This is a genomic window from Streptomyces sp. 351MFTsu5.1, from assembly GCF_000383655.1.
GTDB lineage: Bacteria > Actinomycetota > Actinomycetes > Streptomycetales > Streptomycetaceae > Streptomyces > Streptomyces griseorubiginosus.
Genome location: NZ_KB911786.1, coordinates 182874 through 207617, shown reverse-complemented (window position 1 = coordinate 207617; position 24744 = coordinate 182874). Strand labels below are relative to the sequence as shown.

The 24744-nt window shown below is 72.2% G+C and carries 21 protein-coding genes; 12 read left to right on the top strand and 9 right to left on the bottom strand.

Annotated elements, in window-relative coordinates; all coding sequences use genetic code 11:
• From H295_RS0126440 to H295_RS0126405, 8 genes are all read left to right on the top strand, one after another.
• Window positions 1–2001 carry a hypothetical protein gene (locus H295_RS0126440; protein ID WP_020138369.1) on the top strand — a complete coding sequence of 667 codons (2001 nt, stop codon included), beginning with the start codon at window positions 1–3 and terminating at the stop codon, window positions 1999–2001.
• The gene (locus H295_RS0126435) at window positions 1998–2345 is read left to right on the top strand and encodes an L-rhamnose mutarotase (RefSeq protein WP_020138368.1); all 348 of its coding nucleotides are present in this window, start codon (window positions 1998–2000) and stop codon (window positions 2343–2345) included. Before H295_RS0126440 ends, H295_RS0126435 begins: the two co-directional genes overlap by 4 nt.
• Window positions 2346–2383: 38 nt before the next feature.
• Entirely contained in the window at window positions 2384–3289 is a 906-nt protein-coding gene (locus tag H295_RS0126430; protein WP_020138367.1) for an amidohydrolase family protein, read from the top strand.
• Between the two features lie 113 nt (window positions 3290–3402).
• Window positions 3403–4446, top strand: coding sequence for a zinc-dependent alcohol dehydrogenase (locus H295_RS0126425; RefSeq protein WP_020138366.1), 1044 nt, complete (start codon window positions 3403–3405; stop codon window positions 4444–4446).
• Window positions 4443–5204 (top strand): SDR family oxidoreductase, encoded by a 762-nt coding sequence (locus H295_RS0126420; protein WP_020138365.1) that lies wholly within the window; start codon window positions 4443–4445, stop codon window positions 5202–5204. The genes H295_RS0126425 and H295_RS0126420 overlap by 4 nt, the downstream gene beginning before the upstream one ends.
• On the top strand, window positions 5201–5830 hold the full coding sequence (locus tag H295_RS0126415) for a bifunctional 4-hydroxy-2-oxoglutarate aldolase/2-dehydro-3-deoxy-phosphogluconate aldolase (protein WP_020138364.1): 630 nt from the start codon (window positions 5201–5203) through the stop codon (window positions 5828–5830). Before H295_RS0126420 ends, H295_RS0126415 begins: the two co-directional genes overlap by 4 nt.
• Window positions 5827–6864, top strand: coding sequence for a sugar kinase (locus H295_RS0126410; RefSeq protein WP_020138363.1), 1038 nt, complete (start codon window positions 5827–5829; stop codon window positions 6862–6864). Before H295_RS0126415 ends, H295_RS0126410 begins: the two co-directional genes overlap by 4 nt.
• Window positions 6865–6897: 33 nt before the next feature.
• The gene (locus H295_RS0126405) at window positions 6898–7902 is read left to right on the top strand and encodes an aldo/keto reductase (protein ID WP_020138362.1); all 1005 of its coding nucleotides are present in this window, start codon (window positions 6898–6900) and stop codon (window positions 7900–7902) included.
• 108 nt (window positions 7903–8010) lie between these two features.
• On the opposite strand, the gene H295_RS0126400 is transcribed toward H295_RS0126405, so the two are convergent.
• Window positions 8011–10704, bottom strand: coding sequence for an RICIN domain-containing protein (locus H295_RS0126400; RefSeq protein WP_020138361.1), 2694 nt, complete (start codon window positions 10702–10704; stop codon window positions 8011–8013).
• Between the two features lie 327 nt (window positions 10705–11031).
• On the opposite strand from H295_RS0126400, the gene H295_RS0126395 reads away from it, so the two are divergent.
• Window positions 11032–13458 carry a SpoIIE family protein phosphatase gene (locus H295_RS0126395; RefSeq protein WP_020138360.1) on the top strand — a complete coding sequence of 809 codons (2427 nt, stop codon included), beginning with the start codon at window positions 11032–11034 and terminating at the stop codon, window positions 13456–13458.
• 6 nt (window positions 13459–13464) lie between these two features.
• On the opposite strand, the gene larE is transcribed toward H295_RS0126395, so the two are convergent.
• From larE to H295_RS0126355, 8 genes are all read right to left on the bottom strand, one after another.
• A complete protein-coding gene (gene larE / locus H295_RS0126390; RefSeq protein ID WP_020138359.1) occupies window positions 13465–14295 on the bottom strand; it encodes an ATP-dependent sacrificial sulfur transferase LarE in 831 nt (276 codons plus the stop codon).
• Entirely contained in the window at window positions 14288–15460 is a 1173-nt protein-coding gene (larC, locus tag H295_RS0126385) for a nickel pincer cofactor biosynthesis protein LarC (RefSeq protein ID WP_020138358.1), read from the bottom strand. The genes larE and larC overlap by 8 nt, the downstream gene beginning before the upstream one ends.
• Window positions 15457–16143, bottom strand: a complete 687-nt coding sequence (gene larB / locus H295_RS0126380) for a nickel pincer cofactor biosynthesis protein LarB (protein ID WP_020138357.1) — start codon at window positions 16141–16143, stop codon at window positions 15457–15459. Before larB ends, larC begins: the two co-directional genes overlap by 4 nt.
• Complete coding sequence (larA, locus tag H295_RS0126375; RefSeq protein WP_020138356.1) at window positions 16140–17420, bottom strand: nickel-dependent lactate racemase; 1281 nt, start codon at window positions 17418–17420, stop codon at window positions 16140–16142. The genes larB and larA overlap by 4 nt, the downstream gene beginning before the upstream one ends.
• Complete coding sequence (locus H295_RS0126370; protein WP_020138355.1) at window positions 17417–18319, bottom strand: amidohydrolase family protein; 903 nt, start codon at window positions 18317–18319, stop codon at window positions 17417–17419. Before H295_RS0126370 ends, larA begins: the two co-directional genes overlap by 4 nt.
• A gap of 101 nt (window positions 18320–18420) precedes the next feature.
• Complete coding sequence (locus H295_RS0126365; RefSeq protein WP_020138354.1) at window positions 18421–19410, bottom strand: aldo/keto reductase; 990 nt, start codon at window positions 19408–19410, stop codon at window positions 18421–18423.
• Complete coding sequence (locus H295_RS0126360) at window positions 19410–20261, bottom strand: fumarylacetoacetate hydrolase family protein (protein ID WP_020138353.1); 852 nt, start codon at window positions 20259–20261, stop codon at window positions 19410–19412. Before H295_RS0126360 ends, H295_RS0126365 begins: the two co-directional genes overlap by 1 nt.
• Window positions 20262–20451: 190 nt before the next feature.
• The gene (locus tag H295_RS0126355; protein WP_020138352.1) at window positions 20452–21174 is read right to left on the bottom strand and encodes a FadR/GntR family transcriptional regulator; all 723 of its coding nucleotides are present in this window, start codon (window positions 21172–21174) and stop codon (window positions 20452–20454) included.
• Between the two features lie 310 nt (window positions 21175–21484).
• Here H295_RS0126355 and H295_RS0126350 point away from each other — a divergent pair, with 310 nt between their 5' ends.
• The 3 genes from H295_RS0126350 (at window position 21485) to H295_RS0126340 (ending at window position 24724) form a co-directional block, all read left to right on the top strand.
• Window positions 21485–22792 carry an L-fuconate dehydratase gene (locus H295_RS0126350; RefSeq protein WP_020138351.1) on the top strand — a complete coding sequence of 436 codons (1308 nt, stop codon included), beginning with the start codon at window positions 21485–21487 and terminating at the stop codon, window positions 22790–22792.
• Window positions 22789–23547 carry an SDR family NAD(P)-dependent oxidoreductase gene (locus H295_RS0126345; protein WP_020138350.1) on the top strand — a complete coding sequence of 253 codons (759 nt, stop codon included), beginning with the start codon at window positions 22789–22791 and terminating at the stop codon, window positions 23545–23547. The genes H295_RS0126350 and H295_RS0126345 overlap by 4 nt, the downstream gene beginning before the upstream one ends.
• Window positions 23548–23656: 109 nt before the next feature.
• Window positions 23657–24724: a sugar ABC transporter substrate-binding protein gene (locus H295_RS0126340; RefSeq protein WP_020138349.1), complete on the top strand. Its 1068-nt coding sequence runs from the start codon at window positions 23657–23659 to the stop codon at window positions 24722–24724.
• Window positions 24725–24744: the final 20 nt, after the last annotated feature.

Sequence of the window (24744 nt, the reverse complement as noted above, 5' to 3'; positions counted from 1 at the left end):
ATGCCCTACAGCCCCGACCCCCACGCCTCCGAAGCGCAGACCCCGGCCTCCGAGCAGCCCGCACCCGACATCACGGCCGGAGTCCCGCTACTCGAACCACCCGGCTGGGCGGTCGCACAGCGCTCGCTGTTCGACCTCCTCGACCACGCCTGGCGCCGCTTCGCCCGCGACTTCACCGGCCCGGACGGACGGCTGAACTACACCGGCCCGCTCACCACCCGCGACGGTGTCGACGACTTCTACGAGGTCTTCTTCAACTGGCCCCAGCTGTACCTCCTCGGCGGCGCGGACGACCTGCTGCCCGCCAGCGAGAAGCACTGGGAGGGCGTCACCCGGCAGCTGACCGAACTGGACATGCTGCGCGACGAGTACGAGCGCGGCTACGACTGGTTCCACCAGGGCGAGAGCCTGCTGCTGCTCTACTTCCTGTGCATGGCCGCCCCCGACCGCTGGCGGGAGCGCGCGCTGCGCTTCGCCGAGCTGTACGTCGACCCCGCCAAGGGCAACTACGACCCCGAGCACCGCATCATCACCCGCCCCCACAACGGCAGCGACCCCGAGCGCACCGGCCTGTTCGACGGTGACGTGTACCCGTGGCTGCTGAAGGAAGCCGAGACGTACGGCTACCCGCTCGAATGGCTGCCCGAGGCCCAGGACGGTCCGTACCCGCTCTCGGCGGACCCGCGGCTCGGCGACCAGATGCGCGACCGGATGGGCGTCGGCGACACGACGATGAACATCGCCGCGGCCGGTCTGGTCCTCAACGCCTGGATCCTGTCGGGCGAGGAGCGCTACCGGGACTGGATCGTCGAGTACGTCGGCGCCTGGCGCGAACGCACCGAGGCGAACGGCGGTCTCATCCCCGACAACGTCGGCCCGGACGGAGTGGTCGGCAGCCTGCTGGAAGGGCGCTGGTACGGCGGCCACTACGGCTGGTCCTGGCCGCACGGCTGGCACAGCCTCGGCCACGCGGCCTGCGTGGGGGCGCTCGCGGCGGCCACGGTCACCGGCGACGACGACTACCTCTCCATGGTCGCGACCTCCCTCGACACCCTCATCGCCCAGGCCAAGGTCATGCCCCACACGGAGGCCGACTCCAGCCTGCCCTCCAAGTGGGCGGTCGAACTCGGCCCGGACCGGCACACGCCCACCCTCCACCTGCCGTTCCGCCACAACGACTCCGGCTGGTTCGACTACAACCCGGCCACGCCGCCCGTGCCGGTGGCCCTGTGGCACCACACCTCCTCCCAGGCCGACCGCGCCCGGCTGGAGGGGCTGCGCGAAGCGGACGGGATCGACTGGCGCACCGTGCGGCCGTTCCGGTCCAAGGAGGACTCCGGGCACGAGAAGGCGTGGTTCGCCTTCCTCGCCGGCGACGACCCCGACTACCCCGAGCGCATCCTCGCCACCGCCCAGGCCCAGGTACGGCACCGGCTGCGGCGTATCGACCGCTACCGCGACATGGACGTGCCCGAGGCCGACATCCATGTGTGGCAGCTGTGCAACCCGGTGGTCACCGAGGCCCTGGTGCAACTGACCTGGGGCGGACCGCAGGTGCTGTACCAGGGCGGTCTCCAGCAGGCCCGGCTGCGGTACCACGACGCCGACGCCCGCCGCGCGGGTCTGCCCGCCGACGTCGCCGCGCTGGTCACCTCCATCGACCCCGAGGCGACCACCGTAGAGCTGGTCAACCTGGCCCCCGAGACCGACCGCACGGTCATCGTCCAGGCGGGCGCGTTCGCCGAGCACACCATCACCGGCGTCCGGTACACGACGTGCGCGGACGACAGCTGGCTCGGCGACATGTACGACTACGGCCACACCGAGCCGGTGGTCTCCGAGGTCGAGGCCCCGTGCGACGGCCCGTACCTGACGGTCCGGCTGCCCGCCTCCACTCGTATCCGGCTGACCCTGCGGCTGGGGCTGCGCACCCGCACACCCGGCTACCGCACACCGTTCGACGCGTCCAACTCCCGTGACACGACAGGGGAATCGGCATGAAGCGCATCGCCCAGACCATCAGGCTCCGTCCCGAGCACCGCGAGGAGTACCTCCGACTGCACTCCGCGGTATGGCCCGGCGTCGAGGCCGCCCTGCTCCGCGCGAACATCCGCAACTACAGCATCTACCTCCACGGTGACGTGCTGTTCGCGTACATGGAGTACATCGGCGACGACTTCGAGGCGGACATGGCGTCCATCGAGGCCGACCCCGAGACCCAGCGCTGGTGGAAGCACACCGACCCGTGCCAGGAGCCCTTCCCCGACCGGGGCGAGGGACGGCAGTGGACCGAGCTCCCCGAGGTCTGGCACCTCAGCCCGCCCGCCGACGACGCGACCTCCTGACCCGGCCCGCACCAGTCCGACCCGACTTGGATCACCTCGTGAACGCACCCGTGCTCATCGACGCCCACCATCACCTGTGGGACCTCGCCCACCGTCCCCAGCCGTGGCTGGACGACCCCGGCGTGGCATCGATCCGCCGCACCTTCACCCCCGAGGACCTGCGCTCCACCGCCACCCGGCCCATCGCGGGCCGGCGACTGCACGGCACGGTCGTCGTCCAGTGCATCGCGGAGGTCGCCGAGACCGAGGACCTGCTCGCGCTCGCCGAGCGGGAGCCCCTGATCCAGGCCGTGGTCGGCTGGGCCGACCTCACGTCACCGGCCGTCGGTGACGTGCTCGAGAAGCTGCAGGCCGGCCCGGGCGGCGGACACCTGCGCTCCCTGCGGCACCTGGTCCAGGGCGAGACGGACCCGAACTGGCTGCAACGCCCGGACGTGGAACGCGGGTTGAGGGCGGCCCGGGACCGCGGACTGCGCTACGACGTGCTCGTGCGCGACCACCAGCTCGACCAGGCGATCCGGCTCGCGGAACGCTTCCCCGACCTGCCCCAGGTCCTCGACCACGCGGGCAAGCCGGACCTCGTCGGGCAGGACCTCACCGACTGGGAACGCGGGATCCGGCGGCTGGCCGCACATCCGCACGTGGTGTGCAAGGTCTCCGGGCTGGTCACCGAGGCCGACCACACCCACTGGACCACCGCCGACATCCGCCCCGCCTGGGACGTCCTGGTCTCCGCCTTCGGCGCCGAGCGGCTGATGTTCGGCTCGGACTGGCCGGTCGCCAACCTCGCCGGCGGCTGGAACCGGTGGGCCGCCACCGTGGACGACCTTCTCACCGGCTGGAGCGCCGACGACGTCCAGGCGCTCCTCGCCGGCACCGCGACCACGTTCTACGGCCTCACTGCGGCCGCCGGGCAGAACGACACCACGGCCCCTACGACCTGATCCCTCCGCACCTCTCCCGCACCCGCACGAACCAGCGCCGGACCCGACGCCGCGGACGCCGAGCCAGTCGGCATCCGCGGGCACCGTCCGCGCCGAAGGGACCCTGACCCCCCATGACACTAGCCGCCCGTTATCTCTCCGCCCGCACCCTGGACACGGCCCCCGCCCTCAGCGCGCCGCCGGGCCCCGGTGAGGTGGAGCTCGCCCCCGCGTACGTCGGGATCTGCGGGACCGACCTGCACATCTTCCACGGCGACATGGACGCCCGGGTCACCGCGCCCGCCGTCCTCGGGCACGAGATGTCCGGGCGGATCGTCCGGGTGGGCCCGGACGTGGCGGGCTGGGCGCCCGGTGACGCGGTCACCGTGATGCCGCTGCGCTGGGACGACACCTGCCCGGCCTGCCAGGGCGGCCACCAGCACATCTGCCAGCACCTGGACTTCATCGGCATCGACTCGCCGGGCGCGATGCAGCAGCGCTGGACCGTGCCCGCCGCCACCCTCATCCGGCTGCCGGAGTCCCTGCCGCTGGACCGGGCCGCGCTCGTGGAGCCCACCGCGGTCGCGGTGCACGACGTCGGCCGGGCCGGGGTGCGCGAGGGCGAGCGGGTCGTCGTGGTCGGCGGCGGCCCGGTCGGCGTCCTGATCGCGCTGGTCGCCCGGGCCGCCGGCGGGGACGTGCGGGTGGTGGAGCTGAGCGCCCACCGGCGGCTGCTCGCCGAGGAGTTGGGCCTGACCGTGTGGGACCCGGCCGCCGAGGACCTGGCCGCACTCGTGCGGGAGTGGACCGGCGACGCGGGGGCGGACGTCGCCTTCGAGGTGTCCGGGGCGCAGGGCGGCGTGGACACCGCGGTCGACGTGCTCGGCGTGCGCGGCCGGCTGTGCCTGGTCGCGATCCACTCCCGGCCCCGCGAGGTGAACCTGCACCGCTTCTTCTGGCGCGAACTCACCCTCGTCGGCGCCCGGTTGTACGACCGCTCCGACTTCGAGCGGGCGGTGACCCTGGTGGCCGACGGAACCGTCCCCGCCGACCGGCTGATCAGCAAGGTCGTCCCGCTCACCCAGGCACCGGCCGCCTTCGAGGCGCTGGAGGGCGGCGGCAACGTGATGAAGATCCTGGTGGACTGCACCGACGAGGCCCAGGAGGCCACCGTATGAACGCCTTCGACCTCACCGGACGGCTCGCCGTCGTCACCGGCGCCCGGCGCGGCATCGGCCGGGCCATGGCCCGGGCCCTCGCGGAGGCCGGTGCGGACGTCATCGGGGTGAGCGCCTCGCTGGAGGAGTCCGGCAGCGCGGTGGAGAAGGACGTCACCGCCGCCGGGCGCACCTTCGAGGCGATCCGCACCGACTTCGCCGACCCCGAGGCCGTCCGGACGCTGGGCGCGGACCTCGCGGGCCGGGAGCGGCCGGTGGACATCCTGGTCAACAACGCGGGCACGATCCGCCGCGCCCCCGCCGCCGAACACCCGGACGCGGACTGGGATCTGGTCCTCCAGGTCAACCTGAGCGCCCAGTTCGCGCTGGCCCGCGCGGTCGGCGCGTCGATGGTCGCGCGCGGCCGGGGCAAGGTCATCTTCACCGCGTCCCTGCTGAGCTTCCAGGGCGGCATCACCGTCCCCGGCTACACCGCCGCCAAGCACGGTGTCGCGGGCCTGACCAAGGCGCTGGCCAACGAGTGGGCGCCGCACGGCGTCAACGTCAACGCCATCGCGCCGGGCTACATCGCCACCGACAACACCCAGGCGCTCCAGGACGACCCGGTCCGCAGCAAGGCGATCCTGGACCGCATCCCGGCCGCGCGCTGGGGCAGCGCCGACGACCTCGCGGGCGCCACCGTGTTCCTGGCCTCCGACGCGGCCGCCTACGTCCACGGCACCGTGCTCCCGGTCGACGGCGGATGGCTGGGCCGATGACCGTCCACCTCGCCGAGCTGCTCGCCGAGGCGCGGATCGTGCCGGTCCTGACCGTGCCCGACCCCCGCACGGCCGCCCCGCTGGCCCGCGCCCTGGCGGCTGGGGGTGCCCGCTGCGCGGAGGTCACCTTCCGCACCCCGGACGCCGAGGAGGTCGTGAAGGCGATGGCCGCCGAGGGCGGCCTGGTCGTCGGCGCCGGCACGGTGCTGACCGCCGAGCAGGCGGAACGCGCCGTGGCGGCCGGGGCCCAATTCCTCGTCTCGCCCGGCCTCGACGACGAAGTCCTCGACGCGGCAAGGGCGTTGGGGGTGCCGATAGCGCCGGGCGTGGCGACGGCGACCGAGCTGATGCGCGCGGTCAGGGCGGGCATCGACACGGTCAAGCTGTTCCCCGCCGAGCCGCTCGGCGGCCGGGCGATGCTGCGGGCACTCGCCGCGCCCTTTCCCGGGGTGCGGTTCATGCCGACCGGCGGGATCGACGCGTACCGCATGACCGCCTACCTCGCCGAACCGGCGGTCCTGGCCGTCGGCGGCAGCTGGATGGCCACCCCCGCCCTCCTCGCGAGCGGCGACTACGAGGAGATCCGCCGGCTGACCGCCGACGCCGTGGAGCGGAGCACGCCGTGACCGACGTGATCGCCCTCGGCGAGGTCATGCTGCGCCTCGACCCCGGTGAGGGCCGCATCCGCACCGCCCGCTCCTTCCAGGTGTGGGAGGGCGGCGGCGAGTACAACGTCGTGCGCGGACTGCGCCGCTGCTTCGGGCTGCGCACCGCCGTCGTCACCGCTCTGGCGGACAACGCGGTCGGACGCCTCGTCGAGGACCTGATCCTCCAGGGCGGGGTGGACACCTCCAGGATCTGCTGGGTCCCCGACGACGGCATCGGCCGCACTGCCCGCAACGGCCTGAACTTCGTCGAGCGCGGCTACGGCATCCGCGGCGCGCTGGGCGTGAGCGACCGCGCCCACACGGCCGTCTCCCAGCTGCGCAAGGGTGACATCGACTGGGACACGGTGTTCTCGGCCGGGGCGCGCTGGTTCCACACCGGCGGGATCTTCGCGGGCCTGTCGGAGACCACGGCCGACGTCGCCGACGAGGCGATGGCGGCCGCGCGTCGGCACGGCCTCACCGTCTCCTACGACCCGAACTACCGGCACAGCCTCTGGGCCGACCGCGGCGGACCCGAGCGGGCCCGCGAGGTCGACCTGCGGCTGGCCCGGCACGCCGACGTCGTGGTGGGCGCCCTCGGCCTCGCGGGTGAGCATCCGGGCGCCGTGCGGTTCACGGCCGACGAGGTCCCGGACGCGCTCGCCGCGGTGGCCGGCCTGCTGCCCGGGGCCGGTGTGCTCGCGACGACCCTGCGCGAGGTGCCCTCGGCGGGTGTGAACGACTGGAGTTCGGCCGCATGGTCGGCGGAGACGGGCTACATCGCCGGTCCTCGCATGCCCGGCCTGCACGTCCTGGACCGCATCGGCTCCGGAGACGGCTTCGCCGCCGGACTGATCCACGGCCTGCTCGCCGGCCACTCCCTCGAACGCGCCCTCGCCTACGGCACCGCCCACGGCGCCCTCGTCATGACCACTCCCGGCGATGTCTCCATGGCCACTCTCCCCGAGGTCGAGGCGCTCGTCGACGGCGGCTCGGCCCACGTCCGACGCTGACCGGCGTCCCCACCCCCGTCCCAGGAGCACGTCATGCAGCACCGGAAGATCCAGCACACGCCGGTCGGCGTCACCGAGCTCGGCTTCGGTGCCGCGGTGATCGGCAACCTGTACCGGGCGACCGCCCCCCGGACCGCGTCGGCCGCGATCGACGCCGCCTGGGACGCCGGTATCCGCTACTTCGACACCGCGCCGCACTACGGCCTCGGCCTCTCCGAACGCCGGCTCGGTGCGGCCCTGCGTGAGCGGCCCCGCGAGGAGTACGTGGTCTCGTCCAAGGTGGGCCGCCTCCTGGTCCCCAACGAGCACCCGCGGGGCGTCGACGACGACGGGTTCGTCGTACGGGACGACCTGCGCCGGCAGTGGGACTTCAGCCGCGACGGGGTGTTCCGCTCCCTCGAGGAGACACTGGTGCGCACCGGCCTGGACCGCATCGACGTCGTCTACCTCCACGACCCCGACGACCACTGGCAGCAGGCCGCCGACGAGGCCATGCCGGCGCTCGCCGAGCTGCGCGACCAGGGCGTGATCGGGGCGATCGGCGCCGGGATGAACCAGTCCGCCATGCTCGCCCGCTTCCTGCGCGAGACCGCCGCCGACGTGGTGATGCTGGCCGGGCGCTACACGCTGCTCGACCAGTCCGCGCTCGACGACGTCCTGCCCGCCGCGCTGGCCCACGGCAAGAGCGTGGTCGCGGTCGGCGTCTTCAACTCCGGTCTGCTCTCCGAGAACCGGCCCGCCGAAGGCATGAAGTACGACTACCAGGACGCCCCCACCGACCTGGTGCGGCGGGCCCAGGCCATCGCGGAGGTCTGCGAGCGGTTCGGCACCACCCTTCCGGCCGCCGCCATCGCCTTCCCCTTCGCGCACCCCGCCGTCGTCAACGTCACCCTGGGCATGCGCACCGCGGAACAGGTCCGGCGCAATGTCGAACTGCACGCCCGGCCCCTCCCGGACGGCCTCTGGGACGAGCTGCGTGCGCAGGGGCTGATCAGGGCTGACGTGCCCATCGCCGACGGTGACGGCCGCCCGTCCTGAGACCCTCAGGGCCGCAGCGCCGGGTGATCCGCGCTGCGGCACTGCCGTCGGCGGCCGCCCCGTTCACGGGACGGCCGCCGAGCCTTCGGTGCCCTCAGACGCACTCGGTCACTGGATGGTCCACGCCTGGTTCGGCTGGTTCAGCGCCATCCACTGGTCGATGGCGGCGCCGTTGGCCGTCGAGTTGCCGCCGACCTCCAGGACCTGCCCGCTCTCGAAGTTGCGGATGACGTAACCACCGCTGGTCGGCTCGAAGTACCACAGCTGGTTGTTGCCGCCGTTGTAGGTGTACTGCTGCAGGGCGGCACCCCTGCGGTGGGTCGAGGCGTTCATCTCCAGGGCCTTGCCGCTGTTCCTGTTGATGATCTTGTAGAGCCGGCCGCTGACCTGGACGATGGTCCACTGCTGGTTGGAGCCGCCGTTGCCCGGCCACTGAACGACCTTGGCGCCGTCGGCGGTGGAGGCCTGGTACACGTCCGCGAGCTGCCCGCTGTTGACGTTCTTGATCGTGTAGTACGTGGACGGGTTGAGGGCCGGGGTGCCGGTGGCGTCCTCCAGTGCGCCGGCGGCCTGCTGCACGCTGAAGTCGGAGAAGAAGAAGTACGCGCCGTCGGTCTTGGCGACCCGCACATAGCGGAACTTCTGGCGGACGTCGATGTTCCCCGTCAGCGTCGATGCCATCGGCAGGGTGCGGCTGTCCTCGCGCCCCAGCACGGTGTAGGTGGCGAACGACGGGTCGTTGGAGGCGCGGATCTCGAAGTTGCTGCGCGTCTCGGGCTGGTCGATGTCCTGGCGCATCGTCAGGGAGTACTGGCCGAGCTGGTAGGCCTGGCCGAGGTCGACCTGCCACCAGGCCGAGGTGTCGCTGCCGGTCGGTGACCAGCCGGTGGAGCTGTCGTTGTCGTCGGCCTTGGACGCGGCGACACCGGAGTTCAGGACGGTGGAGGCAGACGCCGGCTTGTTGTAGGCGAGGTTGAGCCTCGCCGACAGGGCCTGGTAGGCGGGTTCCAGTCCGGAGGCCCGGATCACCGAGGTGCCCGAGGTCGTGTTGCCGGACAGGGTGACGTTGGTGCCGTTGGCGTTCTGGTTGATGAACCCGTCCGTGAGCGACAGCACGTTGTCCGAGACGGTCATGTTGTTGGAGCCCTCGTCCAGGTAGACGCCCGCCACCGCGGAACCGCAGGCGGCCGGAGTCCGGACCACGTCGTGCACGTAGTTGCCGCTGATGACCGTGCCCGGGTCGTTGGAGAGGTGGTAGATGCCGGCCGTGTCGCACAGCCGGTTCACCACGTTGCCGATCCGGTTGTGGCTGATGCTGTTGTTGCCCTCGGCGTTGGCCGCGGACTGCCAGCCCCAGCCGAGCGAGATTCCGGCCCACGGGGTGTCGCTGATGTCGTTGTGGTCGATGGTCGTGCTGTTGACGAAGCCGGCGTTGATGCCGGCGGTGCCGAGGTAGTCCTCACCGATCCGCGTGATCAGGTTGTCGTCGACCGTGACGTTCTTGACGACCTCGCGGGCGTCCTCACCGGCCGGAGAGGCGGGCGGGTTGTAGACGGTGTGCATCTCCACCGTGGGGTCGGAGAACTTGCCCACCATGATCCCGTTGCCCGCGATGTCGTACACGACGTTGCCGGTCACACTGCTGTCGTGCACCCCGTGGTGCAGGTCGAGGGCGGTGGTCCCCATCTGCGTGAAGGTGTCGCCGGTGAAGGAGACACGGTCGGCGTCGGCCACGTGGACCCCGGCCGGCGGTCGGTCGACGTACTGGTGGTTGGAGGTGTCGGCCGAGACGTTGTACAGCCCGCCCTGGCCGTTGAGCAGACCGTTGCCGGTCGCCTCCGTCCAGGTGGTCCGGGCGAACGTGATGCCGGAGAACCGCAGGTCGTGGACCGGGGCGTCCAGGCTGGTGCCCTTGACCTCCACGAGCGTGGGCAGCGTGGGGGCCTGCACGGTCGCGGTGGACATGTCCTCGCCGGAACGCGGCTTGTAGTAGACCGTCTGAGCGGCCGTGTCGACGTAGAACTCGCCCGGCTCGTCGAGGAACTCGTGGGCGTTCTCGAAGTGCAGCGGGGAGCCGCCCGCCAGGATCGGGTAGGGCCGCTGGAAGAGGATGCCGGCCTCGTGGTCCTGGAGGGAGACGTCGGCGGTGCCGCCGGAGGTGGTGAACGACTTCAGCCGCAGGAGGTTCTCCGCCCACTGCAGTTCCAGGTTCATCTCGACCTGGCTGAGGTTGCTCCAGTTGGAGATCTGTGAACTGAGCACGGTGAGCAGCTTGTTGGTCTTGTCGCTGCCCTGGAGCTGGAAGTCCGAGCCCAGGTCGGGGTAGCGCGCGCGGGTGGCGCGCACGCCGTTCACGTACAGCTGGCGGAAGGTGAGGCTGCCGACCGGCGCCTTGTACTCGCCGTTGCCGACGGCGGTCCAGCCGGTGACGGTCCGGCCGCTGCCGATGACGGGCGTCTCCCCGTTGTAGGCCTGGTAGACGACCGTGTGGCCGTTGGTGCCGGAGTCGCTCGTACCCAGCGTGATCGGGGTGGTGAGGTTGTAGGTGCCGCCGCGCAGGTTCACGACGATGTCGCCGGACATGTTCGCGTTCGAGGAGCGGACGGCGGCCTGGGCCGCCTGGACGGTCCTGAAGGCGGCGGCGGTGCTGGTGCCGGAGTTGTTGTCGTTGCCGCCGGTGGGGTCGACGTAGTAGTTGATCGTGGCCGCCTGTGCCGACTGGGCCGGCACCACGGTCGCGAGGACGACGACTCCGGCCGCGAGTGCCTTGGCCAGTCCGGTGCCTGTACGCAGGGGTCTCATGTGCGGGTTCCTCTCCGAGCCACATTGCTCATGAGTTGCATTTATCCGGGCCGAAGCGCGAGTGAGTCAAGGGATGGGACAGGCACATTTTCAGTAGGTCGCGCTTCAACTCGTGCAACGCCGCTGGCAGATGAGCAGATGTTCCGGATCAGCCCATCCGGAGAGGGGGAAATTTTCACCTCGGACGCCCAGATATGAGTACTACTCATTCTGTCAAAGGCTCGCTTCGGTTGAGTCGAGCGGGTCCGGGCGGGATGCTGGACGCACCGCCCGTGACGCGCCGCCGGCGGGGGCGCCGTCACGGCATGAGCGAGAGTGGGTCGTCGCATGGGCAACCAGTCCGAAGTCTCCGGTGCGGCGGCGGGCACCGGAGTACCCGAGGACTTCGCGGTCGTCATCGATGCCGAGCTGCGGATCATGGCGTGCAGCGCGGGCGCCCAGGCGCTGCTCGGACACACCTCCGACGAGGTCGTGGGCCGTCCGGCCGCCGACTTCCTCGCCGCGGACCTGCCGCACTCCGCCGGGCGCCGCCTGTCCGCCGCGGAGCCCTGGACGAGCGACGTGGTCCTGCGCCACCGCGACGGCGACCGGGTCCTCGTACGGCTGTCCGGCACCCCCCTGCCCGCCGGCGAGGCGGGCCCGCTCTGGCTGGTCACGGGTGCGGCGACGACGTACGCCTCCGGTCCGGGGGAGGCGGATGCCGCGGTGCTGTGGGACCGGGCGCTCGCGCAGCTCCCGCTGTCCGTCGCCGTCTACGACCACCAGGCCCGTTTCGTGGCGTGCAACCAGGTGATGAGCCGGGCCATGGGCATGACCAGCGACGAGATGAAGGGCCTGACCCTCACCGAGATCCAGGCCAGCCACCGGGAGATGGACCGCCTCCAGCGCAGGGTGCTGCGCACCGGGGAGGCCCTCCACAAGGAGCAGCGGCCGGGGCGCGCCCCCGGCGAGGTCCAGGATCACGCCTGGTCGGTCTATCTCACGCCGCTCAAGGAGCCGGGCGGCTCGGTGCAGGGCCTCTCGGCGCTGGTCATCGACACCACCGAGCAGTACTGGGCCAGGCGCCGCCTGGAGGTGCTCAACGAGGCCAGTGCGCGCATCGGCAGCACCCTCGACGTGACGCGCACCGCCGAGGAGCTCGCCGACGTGGCCGTCTCGGGTTTCGCCGACTACGTCGTCGTCGACCTGCTGGAGTCCGTCGTACGCGGGGACGAACCGGAACCCGTGTCGCCCACGGGACCGGTCGTCCTGTCCCGCTGCGCCCACGCCTCAGTGCTCCCGGGATGTCCCGAGGCCGCGGTGGCGGTGGGAGAGACCACCACCCGGCCCGCGCACTCCCCGGCGGCCCTGGCGCTGCGCACCGGCCGGGGCACCCGGCACCGCATGAGCGATCCGGTGCTGCGCGAGTATCTGACCGAGTCCCCGGCGCGTGGTGAGGCGGTACGGCGGTTCGGGATGCACTCGGTCCTGCTGGTGCCGCTGCGCGCCCGGGGCGTCACCCTGGGCCTGGTGCACCTGGTCCGGCACCGCACCCCGGAGGCCTTCGGCGACGACGACCTGCTGCTGGCCGAGGAGATGGCCGCGCGGGCGGCCGTGAGCATCGACAACGCCCGCCGCTACTCCCAGGAGCGCCGGACGGCCCTCGCCCTCCAGCGGAGCCTGCTGCCCGAGCGGCTGCCCGCGCCCGCGGCGGTGGACCTCGCCTACCGGTACCTGCCGGCCGGTTCGGCGAGCGGGGTCGGGGGCGACTGGTTCGACGTCATCCCGCTGTCCGGGGGACGCGTGGCCCTCGTGGTGGGTGACGTGGTGGGTCACGGCATCCACGCCTCGGCCACGATGGGCCGTCTGCGCACCGCCGTGCGCACGCTCGCCGACGTGGATCTCGCCCCCGACGAACTGCTCACCCAGCTCGACGACCTCGTCGTCCGGCTGGACCGGGACGAGGGCCCCGAGGCACGCGGCCTGACCAGCGGGGCGTCCGGAGAGGTGGGCGCCACCTGTCTGTACGCCGTCTACGACCCGGTCTCCTGCACCTGCCGGATGGCCCGGGCGGGACATCCGCCGCCCGCCCTGGTGGCCCCCGACGGAACGGTACGGTTCCTCGACGTGCCCGCGGGCCCGCCCCTGGGTGTGGGAGGTCTGCCGTTCGAGGCCGTCGAGGTGGAACTGGACGAGGGGAGCGTGCTCGCCCTCTACACGGACGGGCTGATCGAGGCCGCCGACCGGGACATCGACCGGGGCCTCGGCCTGCTGCGGGACGCGCTGGCCCATCCTCCCTCGGGCCTGGAGGACCTCTGCGACCAGGTGGTCCGCAAGGTGATACCCACCGCCCCCGCGGACGACATCGTGCTGCTCCTGGCCCGCACGTCCGCGCTCGACCCCGACCGGGTGCACACCTGGCGGCTGCCCACCGACCCCGCCCAGGTCGCCGGGGCCCGCCGCGAGGCGAGCGACCAGCTGACCGCGTGGGGACTGGACGAGCTGGGTTTCGCCACCGAACTGATCGTCAGCGAACTGGTCACCAACGCCATCCGCTACGGCAGCGCGCCCATCGAGCTGCGCCTGCTGCGGGGCGACACGCTCATCTGCGAGGTCTCCGACGGCAGCAGCACCGCCCCGCACCTGCGCCGGGCCCGCACCTTCGACGAGGGCGGACGCGGACTGCTGCTCGTCGCCCAGCTCGCCGAGCGCTGGGGCAGCCGCCAGACCGCCACCGGCAAGACGATCTGGGCGGAGCTGCCGCTGCCGGACTGAGCCTCCTCAACCGGCCGCCCGGGACTCCACGTTGAGCCCTCCCGACCGGAACGGCCCGACGTGGTGCGGCAGTTCGCCGTACCCGGCGGTCGCCAGGGCCCCGGGGATGCCCGGGTGCGCCGCGACCCGCTCCACCAGCCGGGAGTCGATCTCCAGACGCACGGTGTCCCCGAGGTCACGGACCCGCAGATCCGTCACCGTCAGCCCTGCGTCGGCGAGCAGCGCCCGTACGGCGGTCTCGGCGCGGTCGACGCGGGCGAGACGGTACGGGGTGACCTCGACGCCGTAGCGGATCCGGCTGGCCAGGCAGGGGGTCGCGGGCTTGTCCCAGGTGGGCAGGGACCAGGCCCGGCTGAGCCGCCGTACGGCCGCCTTGTCCAAACCGGTGTCGAGGAGCGGGGTGTGGATGCCGCGTTCACGGCCGGCCCGGATGCCCGGGCGGAAGGGGTCGCGGGCGTCGTCCGCGTTGGTCCCGGTGGCGACCTGGTCGTGGCCGTGCTCGCGGGCGAGGGCGGTGATGGTGTCCAGGACCTCCGACTTGCAGAAGTAGCAGCGGTCGCGGCCGTTGGCCCGGTAGCCGGGGCGGGAGAGCTCCTCGGTGCGCGGGGTCAGGTGGGCAACTCCCAGGCTCTCGGCGAGCCTTGCGGCTCTGGGGAGTTCCTCCGCGGCCAGGCTCTCGGAGACCGCGGTGACGGCCATGACCCGCTCGGGCCCCAGGGCACGGACCGCTGCGGCGAGGACCAGCGCGGAGTCCGCGCCGCCGGAGTAGGCCACGGCGAGGGGTCCGATGGCCCGTATCCGGTCCAGGAGGCGCTGTTCCTGCGTGTCGTCATCCATGGGTTCCCCTCTCCTTCGGCGGGTGGTCCTGGGCCTGTCCGCTCAGCGCACGGGCCGCCACCTCGCGCAGGGGCAGACCCAGTCGGTCCGCTGCCGCGACCAGGTCGTCGTGTTCGGGCTTGGAGCGGTGCGGGCCGTGTTTGATCCGCACGGGGTGTCCGCCGACGTCCACGGTCTCGAAGCGGCGGGGCAGTGCGGTGCGGGTCGCGGTGAGGCGGCGGATGCCGAGGCTGCCGGTCTCGGCCAGCACGAGGTCCCGCAGCGGCTCCTCGTGCTCGGGCGTGGTGAGCACGTGCAGGACCTGCGCGGGGCGGCCCTTCTTCATCACAGCGGGGGTGGCCCAGGCGTCGAGCGCCCCCGCCTCCATGGCCCGCGCGATCGTGTGGCCGAGCACCTCGCCGGTGACGTCGTCGAGGTTGGTCTCCAGGACGACGACGTCCTCCCGACCGGTGCCGGCCGGCTCCCCGAGGGTGACGGCGACGACGTTGGGGCGGTCGGGCAGGCGCCGGGTGCCCGCGCCGTAGCCGGTGGGCCCCAGCGTCATCGGGGGCGGTGGTCCGTACCGGGTGTCCGAGGCGCGCAGCAGGGCGGCACCGGTCGGGGTGACGGTCTCCCCCGGCAGGTCGGTGCCGGTGACCGCGGCTCCGGCGAGCAGGGCGAGCGTCGCCGGGGCCGGACAGGGCAGGACGCCGTGGGCCGCGTCGATGCGTCCCCGGCCGAGCGGCAGCGGCGAGCTGACGACCTCGGTGACGCCGAGGGCGTGCAGGGCGGCGGCGGTGCCGACGATGTCGACGAGGGTGTCGTGGCCGCCCAGTTCGTGCAGGTGGACCCGGGCGGGGTCGGTGCCGTGCAGGCGGCCCTCCACCTCGGCGACCGCGGTCACGGCGGCGACCGCGAGGGCCGCCACGGGCTCGGGCGCGGCCCGGGAGGCGAGCTCGATGACCTCGGCCGCGTGGCGCTCGGTGACCGGGTCCGTGACGTGCACGTGGACCCGTGTGGCGGACAGGCCGTGGTCGGTGACGCGCTCGGTGGTGAGTTCCCAGCCGGTCAGGCCGGTGGCGGTGATCGCGGCCCGGATCCGGTCCAGGGGTGCCCCGGCGTCGATGAGCGCGGCCAGCAGCATGTCGCCGGCCAGGCCGGTGAAGGGGTTGATCCAGCAGATCACCGGTCGTCCCCTCCACGGTCGTCGCGTGTCTGGGCGATGCGGTGGACCGCCATCGCGGCCGAGAAGCCGGAGTCGATGTTGACCACGGTCACCCCGGCGGCGCAGGAGGCGTGCATGGCGAGCAGCGCGGTGACGCCCTCCAGGGAGGCGCCGTAGCCGGTGGACACCGGGACCGCGACGACCGGTGCGCGGACCAGGCCGCCGACGACGCTCGCGAGGGCGCCCTCCATGCCGGCGACGACGATCACCGCGTCCGCGGCCCGGAGCCGGTCCCGGACCTGGAGGATGCGGTCGAGTCCCGCCACGCCGACGTCGTGGACGGCGCTGGTGTCCAGGCCGACCGCCGCGGCCACGGCGACGGCCTCCGCGGCGACCGGCCGGTCGGATGTTCCGGCGGCGGCCACGAGGACGGAGAACGACCCGGTGGCGGCGGGGCGCCACAGCAGCAACCGGGCCTCCGCGTCGTACGAGCCGCCGTCCACGGCCGCTTGGACGGTCGCGGCGGTCTCCGGGGCGACGCGGGTGACGAGCACCGGGCCGCTGTTGTGGGTGAGCAGGCCGGTGACGATGCCGACGATCTGCTCCGGGGTCTTGCCGGGGCCGTAGACGACCTCGGGCAGTCCCTGGCGGGCCTCGCGGTCCAGGTCGACGCGGGCGAAGCCCAGGTTCAGCACCTCGCTCATGACCGGGCCCCGTCGACGTACGGGATGGTCTGCGGTCCCTCGGGCAGGACGCACACCCGGGCGCCCGGCCCGGCGGCGGCCAGGGCCTCCGCGACGGTGGCGGAGATGTCCCGCGTCTGTTCCAGGTGGGCGGTGGCCAGTTCGGCGTCGCTGAGGAAGCCGGTGCGCATGACGACCCGGCTGCCGGACTGGATGCGCGCCTGGATCTGTACCTGCCACTGGTCGGGCACGGTCTCGGTGCGGGCGCTGATGTCGTCGAACAGCGCCTGGGGCGACGCGGCGGAGGCGAGGACCTCGCGGTAGGAGCCGTGGTCGGGGAAGCCGTTACGGCACTCGGCGGCGCAGACGATCGTCCCGCCGGGCCGGACCACCTGGTAGGCGGCGGACATGCCCTTGACCGCCTGGTAGAGGTTCTGGTCCAGCGGGAAGCCGGAGTTGGTGGTGACGACGACGTCGAACGGCGCCGGCACCGGGCGCATCGCCATGCGCTTGGCCGCCGCCGTGGCCGCCGCGTGCATCGGCAGCAGATCGCCGCCGAAGGCGGCCACGACGTCCTTGTCCCGGTTGAGCACCACGTCCAGCGCGAAGGTCACACCGGTGGCCTCGGCGATGTCGCGTACGTCGTCGTGGACCGGATTGCCGTGGATGACGCCCCAGGTGGCGCGCGGGTCGCCGATCCGGGCCGCGTCGTGCAGGACGAGCACCGTCTCCAGAGCGGCGAGGCCGGGGGCGACGAGCTTGGGCCCGCCCGAGAACCCGGCGAAGAAGTGCGGTTCCACGAAACCGGTGGTGATGCGGACGTCCGCCTCCACCCACTCCCGGTTCAGCCACACCGGCACGTCCTTGCCGTACGTGCCCATCCAGGTCAGCCGGCCGGCGTCGCGGGCGTCGTGGTTGACGATCCGTACGGTGTCCACGACCTCGTCGCCGAACATCGCGCGCAGCTCGGCCTCGCTGTTGCCGCGGTGGGTGCCGGTGGCGACGAGGATGACGACGTCCTCCAGGCGGACGATCCCGTCGAGTTCGTCGAGGACGGCCGGGATCATCAGGTGGCGCGGCTGGGGGCGGGTGCCGTCGCAGGCCGAGATCGCGACCGTCTGCCCCGGCCGGACCCGTTCGCGCAGCGGCGGTCCGGCGACCGGGTCGCGCAGGGCCGCGCGCAGTACCGCCGACTGGTCCGGGGCGGCTTCGTGGTGGACGGGTTCGACGACGGTCGCCGTGCTCGGGTCGACGTCGATGTCGAGTCCCGACCGACCGTAGGCCAGACGTACTTTCACGGGGCTTCCTCACGCGGTCGGTCCAGGGGGAGTCGATAGGCGCGGGCCGCGGTGCCCCCGAAGACGTCGGCCCGCTCGACGGCGCCCAGCCCGGAGGTGAGCTCCTCGGTGGTGCGGACGAGGTCCTGGTAGGAGGCGGCCAGCAGGCACACCGGCCAGTCGGAGCCGAACATCACCCGGGACGGGCCGAAGGCGTCCAGCACGACGTCGGCGTAGGGGCGCAGGTCGGACGTGGTCCAGCGGTCCCGGTCGGCCTCGGTGACCATGCCGGACAGCTTGCAGAACACGTTGGGCTCGGCGGCCAGCTCACGGATCCGGCCGGCCCAGGGCTCCCGCTCGCCCGAGGCGATGGGCGGCTTGGAGATGTGGTCCAGGACGAAGGTCAGCCCGGGCAGGGCCCGGACGGTGTCGAGGGCGGCGGGCAGCTGGTCCGGGACGGTGAGCAGGTCGTAGACCAGGCCCGCGTCCGACACGGCTGCCAGGCCCCGCCGGACGTCCGGACGGTTCAGCCACGCCGGGTCGGGCTCGGCCTGCACCAAGTGCCTTACGCCGACGAGGAGTTCGCCGCCGGGGCCTGCGCGCAGGGCGGCCAGGGTGCCGGCCACGTCCCCGGCGGTGAGGTCCACCCAGCCGACGACGCCCGCGACCAGGTCGGACGAGGCGGCCAACGCCAGGAAGTCGGCGGTCTCGTCCACGTCGGGCAGCACCTGGACGAGGATCGTGCGGTCGATGCCGGCGGCCGCGGTTTCCGGCGCGAGGTCGTCCAGGGTGAAGTCGCGGCGGACGGAGGCCATGTCGGGGGTGTCGAGCCAGTCGTGCGGGCGCGGACTGGGTCCTGGCGTGTGCTGGGGCGAGTCCTTGAGGCGCCAGACGTGGTGGTGGGCGTCGATTCTGGTCATCGCGCGTCCGTTCCGAGTGCGTTGATTCCGGTCATCGCGCCGCTGTTTCTAGGCCGTAAATCCTGGTCATCGCCCGTCCGTTCCGGGGCCGTCGATGCCGTTCATCGCGCCTCCGGAGCGAGGGCGTCGAGTTCGTCCCACAGCTCCTGCGGGATCTCCCGGCGCGCGTGGTCCACGTTATCGGCGATCTCCCGCGCGCTGCGGGCGCCGAGCACCACCGAGGTGACCGCGGGGTGGCGGTAGGGGAACTGGAGCGCGGCCGCGGCCAGGGGGACCCCGTGGGCGGCGCACCGCTCGGCCAGGGCCCGGGCGCGGCGCAGCACGGCCTCGGGTGCCGGGGCGTAGTCGAAGGTGGCGCCGGGTGCCGGGGCGGCGAGGATGCCGCTGTTGAAGACGCCACCGACCAGGACGCCCACCTCGCGCTCCGCGCACAGCGGCAGCAGCTCGTCGGCGGCGGTGCGGTCGAGCAGCGAGTAGCGGCCCGCGACGAGCACGCAGTCGAGGTCGGTCTCGCGGACGAACCGGGTGAGCATCGCCGTCTGGTTCATCCCGGCGCCGATCGCCCGTACGCCCCCTTCGGACCGCAGCCGGGCCAGGGCCGGGTAGGCGCCGCGGACCGCTTCCTCCCAGTGGTCGTCGGGGTCGTGGATGAGGACTATGTCGAAGGCGTCGAGTCCTGAGCGCTCCAGGCTGTCGGCCAGCGAGCGGTAGACGCCGTCGGCGCTGTAGTCGCGGACGCGCACGAGCCCCTCGTCGACGTCGAAGGCCTCGTCCCCCGGGGCGGAGTCGCCCGGCACGAGCAGGCGGCCGATCTTCGTGGAGACCGTGTACTCCGCGCGCGGGTGGCCGGACGCGGTGAGGAAGTGGCCGAGTCGGCGTTCGGCGAGGCCCGCGCCGTAGTGCGGGGCGGTGTCGAAGTACCTGATTCCGGCGGACCAGGCCGCGTCGAGGGTGTCGGCGGCCTGGCCGTCGTCGACCGCCGAGAACAGGCCGCCGAGCGGGGAGGTGCCCAGACCGAGACGGCTGACGGTGACGCCGGAACGGCCGAGCGGGACCCGCTCGGGGCCGGGGTGCGGGTCGGGGGAGGTCATCAGGCCTGTCCGAGGACGTGTCGCTGCCGCCCGAGCCGGTCGATCTCCACCTCGACGACGTCTCCTTCCCGCAGATAGGGGAAGTCGTTGGCACCGAAGGCGACACCGGCCGGGGTCCCGGTGTTGATCACGTCACCGGGCTCCAGCACCATGAACTGGCTCAGGTACCACACGATGTGCCGAGCCCCGAAGATCATGTTCTTGGTGTGGCCGTCCTGCCGGAGCTCCCCGTTGACCCACAGCCGCATGGCGAGCCCCTGCGGGTCCCCCACCTCGTCCGGGGTGACCAGCCAGGGGCCGAGCGGGTTGAACGTCTCGCAGGACTTGCCCTTGTCCCACTGTCCGCCGCGCTCGTGCTGGAAGGCGCGCTCGGAGACGTCGTCGGCGATGGCGTAGCCGGCGATGACCTCGTCGGCGGCGTTCTCCGAGTCCAGGTAGCGCGCGGTGCGGCCGATGACGATCGCGAGTTCGATCTCGTAGTCCGTCTTGACGCTGGTGCGCGGGATCAGCACGGTGTCGTCGGGGCCGACCACGGTGTTCGCGGCCTTCATGAACAGCACCGGTTCGGCGGGCGGCGGGGTGTCGGTCTCGGCGGCGTGGTCGACGTAGTTGAGGCCCACGCAGGCGACCTTGCCGGGGCGGGCGACGGGGGCGCCGATCCGCTGCCCGGCGATCTCGATCGGGGGCAGGAGGCCCTCGGTGAGGGCTCTGCGGGCACGGTCGATGCCGCCGCCCGCGAGGAAGTCGCCGTCGATGTCGTCGGTGATCGGGGTCAGGTCGTGGGCGCCTCCGTCGGCGTCCAGGACGGCGGGGCGCTCCAGGCCGGGCGGGCCCACACGCAGCAGTCTCATCGGGTTCTCCTGGAGGGGATGTGCGATCGGTTCGGGGGAGGAAAGGGGGTGCCGCGGCTCTCACGCAACGGCGGCGGCGAGGTCGGTGGCCGTGGAGCCGGTGACGGCGCATTGCGTTACCGCGGCGTCCGACGGCCGGCCCAGGCGGAGGCCCAGGCGCAGGCGCAGGCAGGCTCAGGCGCAGGCCAGCTCATGCCTCGGCGCCGGCCAGGTCACGCGGGGCGCTGCCGTCCTCGGCGCCCCAGTGGTCCCGCAGCCACCGCTCCGTCGTGGTGACGTGCAGCAGGGCCGCGGCCTGCGCGAGGGCCGCGTCCCCGACCGCGAGGGCCTGGTAGATGGCCTCGTGCTCGGCGACGGTGCGCGCGGCGGCGTTGTCGTCGACCAGGCCGCGCCAGATCCGGGCGCGCACGGTGCGACTGGAGATGCCCTCCAGGAGGGCGGCGAGCGTGGCGTTCCCGGTGGCCGCGACGACCGTGCGATGGAAGGCCGTGTCGTGCTCGTTGAGCAGTTCCACGTCTTCGCGGGCGGCGCGCATCGCGTCCAGGTGGCGCTCGACCTCGCCGAGGGCGGCGGCCGAGATCCGGGTGGCGGCCAGGGCGGTGGCGACCGGTTCGAACAGCCGGCGCACCTCCGTCAGCTCCAGCAGGGTGTCGCCGTGCAGCAGCTCCACGGCGGAGCCGATGCCGCTGAGCAGCAGCTCCGGTTCGAGGCTGGTCACATAGGTGCCGTCGCCGCGCCGGATCTCCAGCACCCGGGAGACGACCAGGGCCTTCACCGCCTCCCGCGTCAGGTTGCGGGACAGTCCGAGCTCCGCGGCGAGCTGCGGCTCGGGCGACAGCTTGGCTCCCGGGGCCAGCTCACCGGACTGGATGAGCTCCCTGATGCGGTCGATGGCCTTGTCGGTGAGTGACATGGATCGCCGTCCCCTCTGAGTGCGTGCGCAAGCGGCACCGTAGCAATACATCCCATGGATGCGGAAGAGATGGGATGACTGCTCCTGCTTCTTCTGTCGGCTAGTGGTTCCTGTCTGTGCAGGTTGATCGAGGGCGAACCAAATTGTTTCGGTGCGGGGTATGGACAGCACGTCCCAGCGCCCTCTTAAATCCATCCCATGTCCGAGACCTGCTACTCGCAGCAGGACATACCCACGACATATGACAACAGGTGGTTTGCCATGACCTCTCACGGACAGCGCGGCCCCCGGGACGGGACGGCCGGGCCCCATGACTGAACTGATCAGCTCCGTCGAAGCGGTGGACGTCAGATTCCCGACCTCACTCCACCTCGACGGCTCCGACGCCATGAACCCCGAACCCGACTACTCCGCCGCGTATGTGACGATCCGTACGAGCGGCGGGGACGAGGGCCACGGTCTGGCCTTCACCGTGGGCCGCGGCAACGACGTGGAGGTGGCCGCCGTACGCGCGCTGGCTCCGCTGGTCGTCGGTCTGCCGGTGGAAGAGGTGCTCGGCGACCTCGGCGCCTTCTCCCGCCGGCTGACCGGCGACAGTCAACTGCGCTGGCTGGGACCGGAGAAGGGCGCCATCCACATGGCCGCCGCGGCGATCGTGAACGCCGTGTGGGACCTGTACGGCCGCCGCACCGGCAAGCCGGTCTGGCAACTGCTGTCGGAGCTGTCCCCCGAACAGCTGGTCGACCTGGTCGACTTCCGCTATCTGGAGGACGCGCTGACCCGCGAGGAGGCGCTGGAGATCCTGCGCCGCGCCGAGCCCGGCCGCGCCGAACGCACCGCCCACCTGCTGTCGGCCGGCTACCCCGCCTACACGACGACACCCGGCTGGCTCGGTTACGACGACGAGAAGCTGGTGCGGCTCTCCAAGGAGGCCGTCGCCGACGGCTTCTCCCAGATCAAGCTGAAGGTCGGCGCCGACCAGGAAGCCGACGTGCGCCGGATGCGACTGGCCCGGGAGGCGGTCGGCCCGGACATCCGGATCGCCGTCGACGCCAACCAGGCCTGGGGTGTCCAGAAGGCCATCGACTGGATGCGTACGCTCGCCCCCTACGACCCGTACTGGATCGAGGAGCCCACCTCCCCCGACGACATCCTCGGCCACGCCGCCGTCCGCAGGGCGCTGGCGCCGATCAAGGTCGCCACCGGTGAACACACCCACAACCAGGTGATGTTCAAGCAGCTCCTCCAGGCCGAGGCGCTCGACATCCTCCAGATGGACGCCAGCCGCACCGCCGGTGTCACCGAGAACGTCGCCATCCTGCTGCTGGCCGCCAAGTTCGGTGTCCCGGTCTGCCCGCACGCCGGCGGGGTCGGCCTGTGCGAGATGGTCCAGCACCTGGCGATGTTCGACTACGTGGCCGTCAGCGGCAGCACCGAGAACCGCGTGATCGAGTACGTCGACCACCTGCACGAGCACTTCACCGACCCGGTCCGCATCCGGGACGGCCGCTACCTCGCCCCGACCGCGCCCGGCATCAGCGCGGAGATCCACACCGAGTCCGTCGCCGCCCACCGCTACCCGGACGGGCCCGTCTGGCAGGAGGCGACCGGCGAGTGAGCCGATCCGAGCTGCACGGTCTCACGGCGGTCGTCACCGGCGGCGCGTCCGGTATCGGTCTGGCCACCGCCCAGCTGCTCGCCGCCCGGGGCGCCCGGGTCGCCTGCCTCGACCTCACGCCGAAGCAGGTGCCCGAACCGCTCGTCGGCATCCGGGCCGACGTCACCGACGACACCGAGGTGCGCTCCGCCGTCGAGGAGGCCGCGCGTGTGCTCGGCGGCATCGACATCCTGGTCAACAACGCAGGAATCGGCGCGCAGGGCACCGTCGAGGACAACAGCGACGACGAATGGCACCACGTCTTCGACGTCAACGTCGTCGGGATGGTCCGGGTGACCCGCGCCGCGCTGCCCCATCTGCGCCGCTCCGCTCACGCGGCCGTCGTCAACACCTGCTCGATCGCGGCGACCGCGGGCCTGCCCCAGCGGGCGCTGTACTCCGCGACCAAGGGTGCCGTCCTCGCGCTCACCCGGGCGAGCGCGGCCGACCTCGTGCACGAGGGCATCCGCGTCAACTGCGTCAATCCCGGCACGGTCGACACCCCATGGGTCGGCAGGCTGCTGGACCGCGCCGACGACCCGGAGGGCGAACGCGCCGCCCTCGAGGCCCGTCAGCCCATGGGGCGCCTGGTCGCCGCCGAAGAGGTGGCCGCGGCCGTCGTCCACCTCGCGAGCCCGCTCGCCGCCTCCACCACCGGCACCGATCTCGCCGTCGACGGCGGCATGCACGGACTGCGCATCCGCCCGCGGACCTGACCGCGGCCGTACCCGGACACCTCCGCCTCCTCCGCCCCACCTCCCCCCGCCCCTTCTGCCTCTTCCATCCCTTCCGTTTTCCGGTTTTCCTGCACCAAGGAGAAGAGCAATGACGCTCAGACACACCCGGTACGCCTGCTTCGGCGCGCTCGCCGTCCTCACGGTCTCCGCCCTCACGGCCTGCCAGAGCTCCAGCACCTCGGCAGGCTCCGGCGGCAAGCCCGTGGTGGGTGTCGACTACCCGCGCTCCGACACGGACTTCTGGAACTCGTACATCAAGTACACGCCCCAGTACGCCAAGGAGCTGGGCCTGGACCTGAAGACGACCAACTCGCAGAACGACGTGGCGAAGCTGACCGCGAACGCCCAGACGTTCATCAGCCAGGGCGTCAAGGGCGTGGCGATGGCCCCGCAGGACACCGCGGCCATCGCGCCCACCCTGGCGCAGTTGGCGGCGAAGAAGATCCCGGTCGTCACCGTGGACACCCGCCCCGACACCGGCAAGGTCTACATGGTGGTGCGGGCCGACAACCGCGCCTACGGCGAGAAGGCCTGCCAGTTCCTCGGCACGAAGCTCGGCGGCAAGGGCAAGGTCGTCATGCTGGAAGGCGGCCTCGACTCCATCAACGGCCGTGACCGCACCGAGGCGTTCAACGACTGCATGAAGAAGAACTACCCCGGCATCAAGGTGTTCGGCGAGGCCACCAACTGGGACGGCGCGGTCGCCGCGCAGAAGCTCCAGACCGACCTCACGGCGAACCCGGACATCAAGGGCGTCTACATGGAGTCCAGCTTCGCCCTGGCCGGCACGCTCCAGGTGCTCAAGCAGAAGGGTCTGCTGGTCGACCCGAAGGACAAGAAGCACGTCTTCATCGTCTCCAACGACGGCATCCCCGAGGAGCTCAAGGACATCGCCGCCGGGAAGATCGACGCCACGGTCTCCCAGCCGGCCGACCTCTACGCCAAGTACGCCCTCTACTACCTGAAGGCGGCGATCGACGGCAAGACGTTCAAGCCCGGCAAGACCGACCACGACAGCACCATCATCCAGGTCCGCGACGGCGTCCTCGAGGACCAGCTGTCCGCCCCGCTCGTCACCGCGGACGGCGGCACCTACGGCGGCGTCCCCAGTGTCAAGAGCGACGACAAGTCCCTCTGGGGCAACAACCTCGGCTGACCGGAAGGCGATACGCAGAC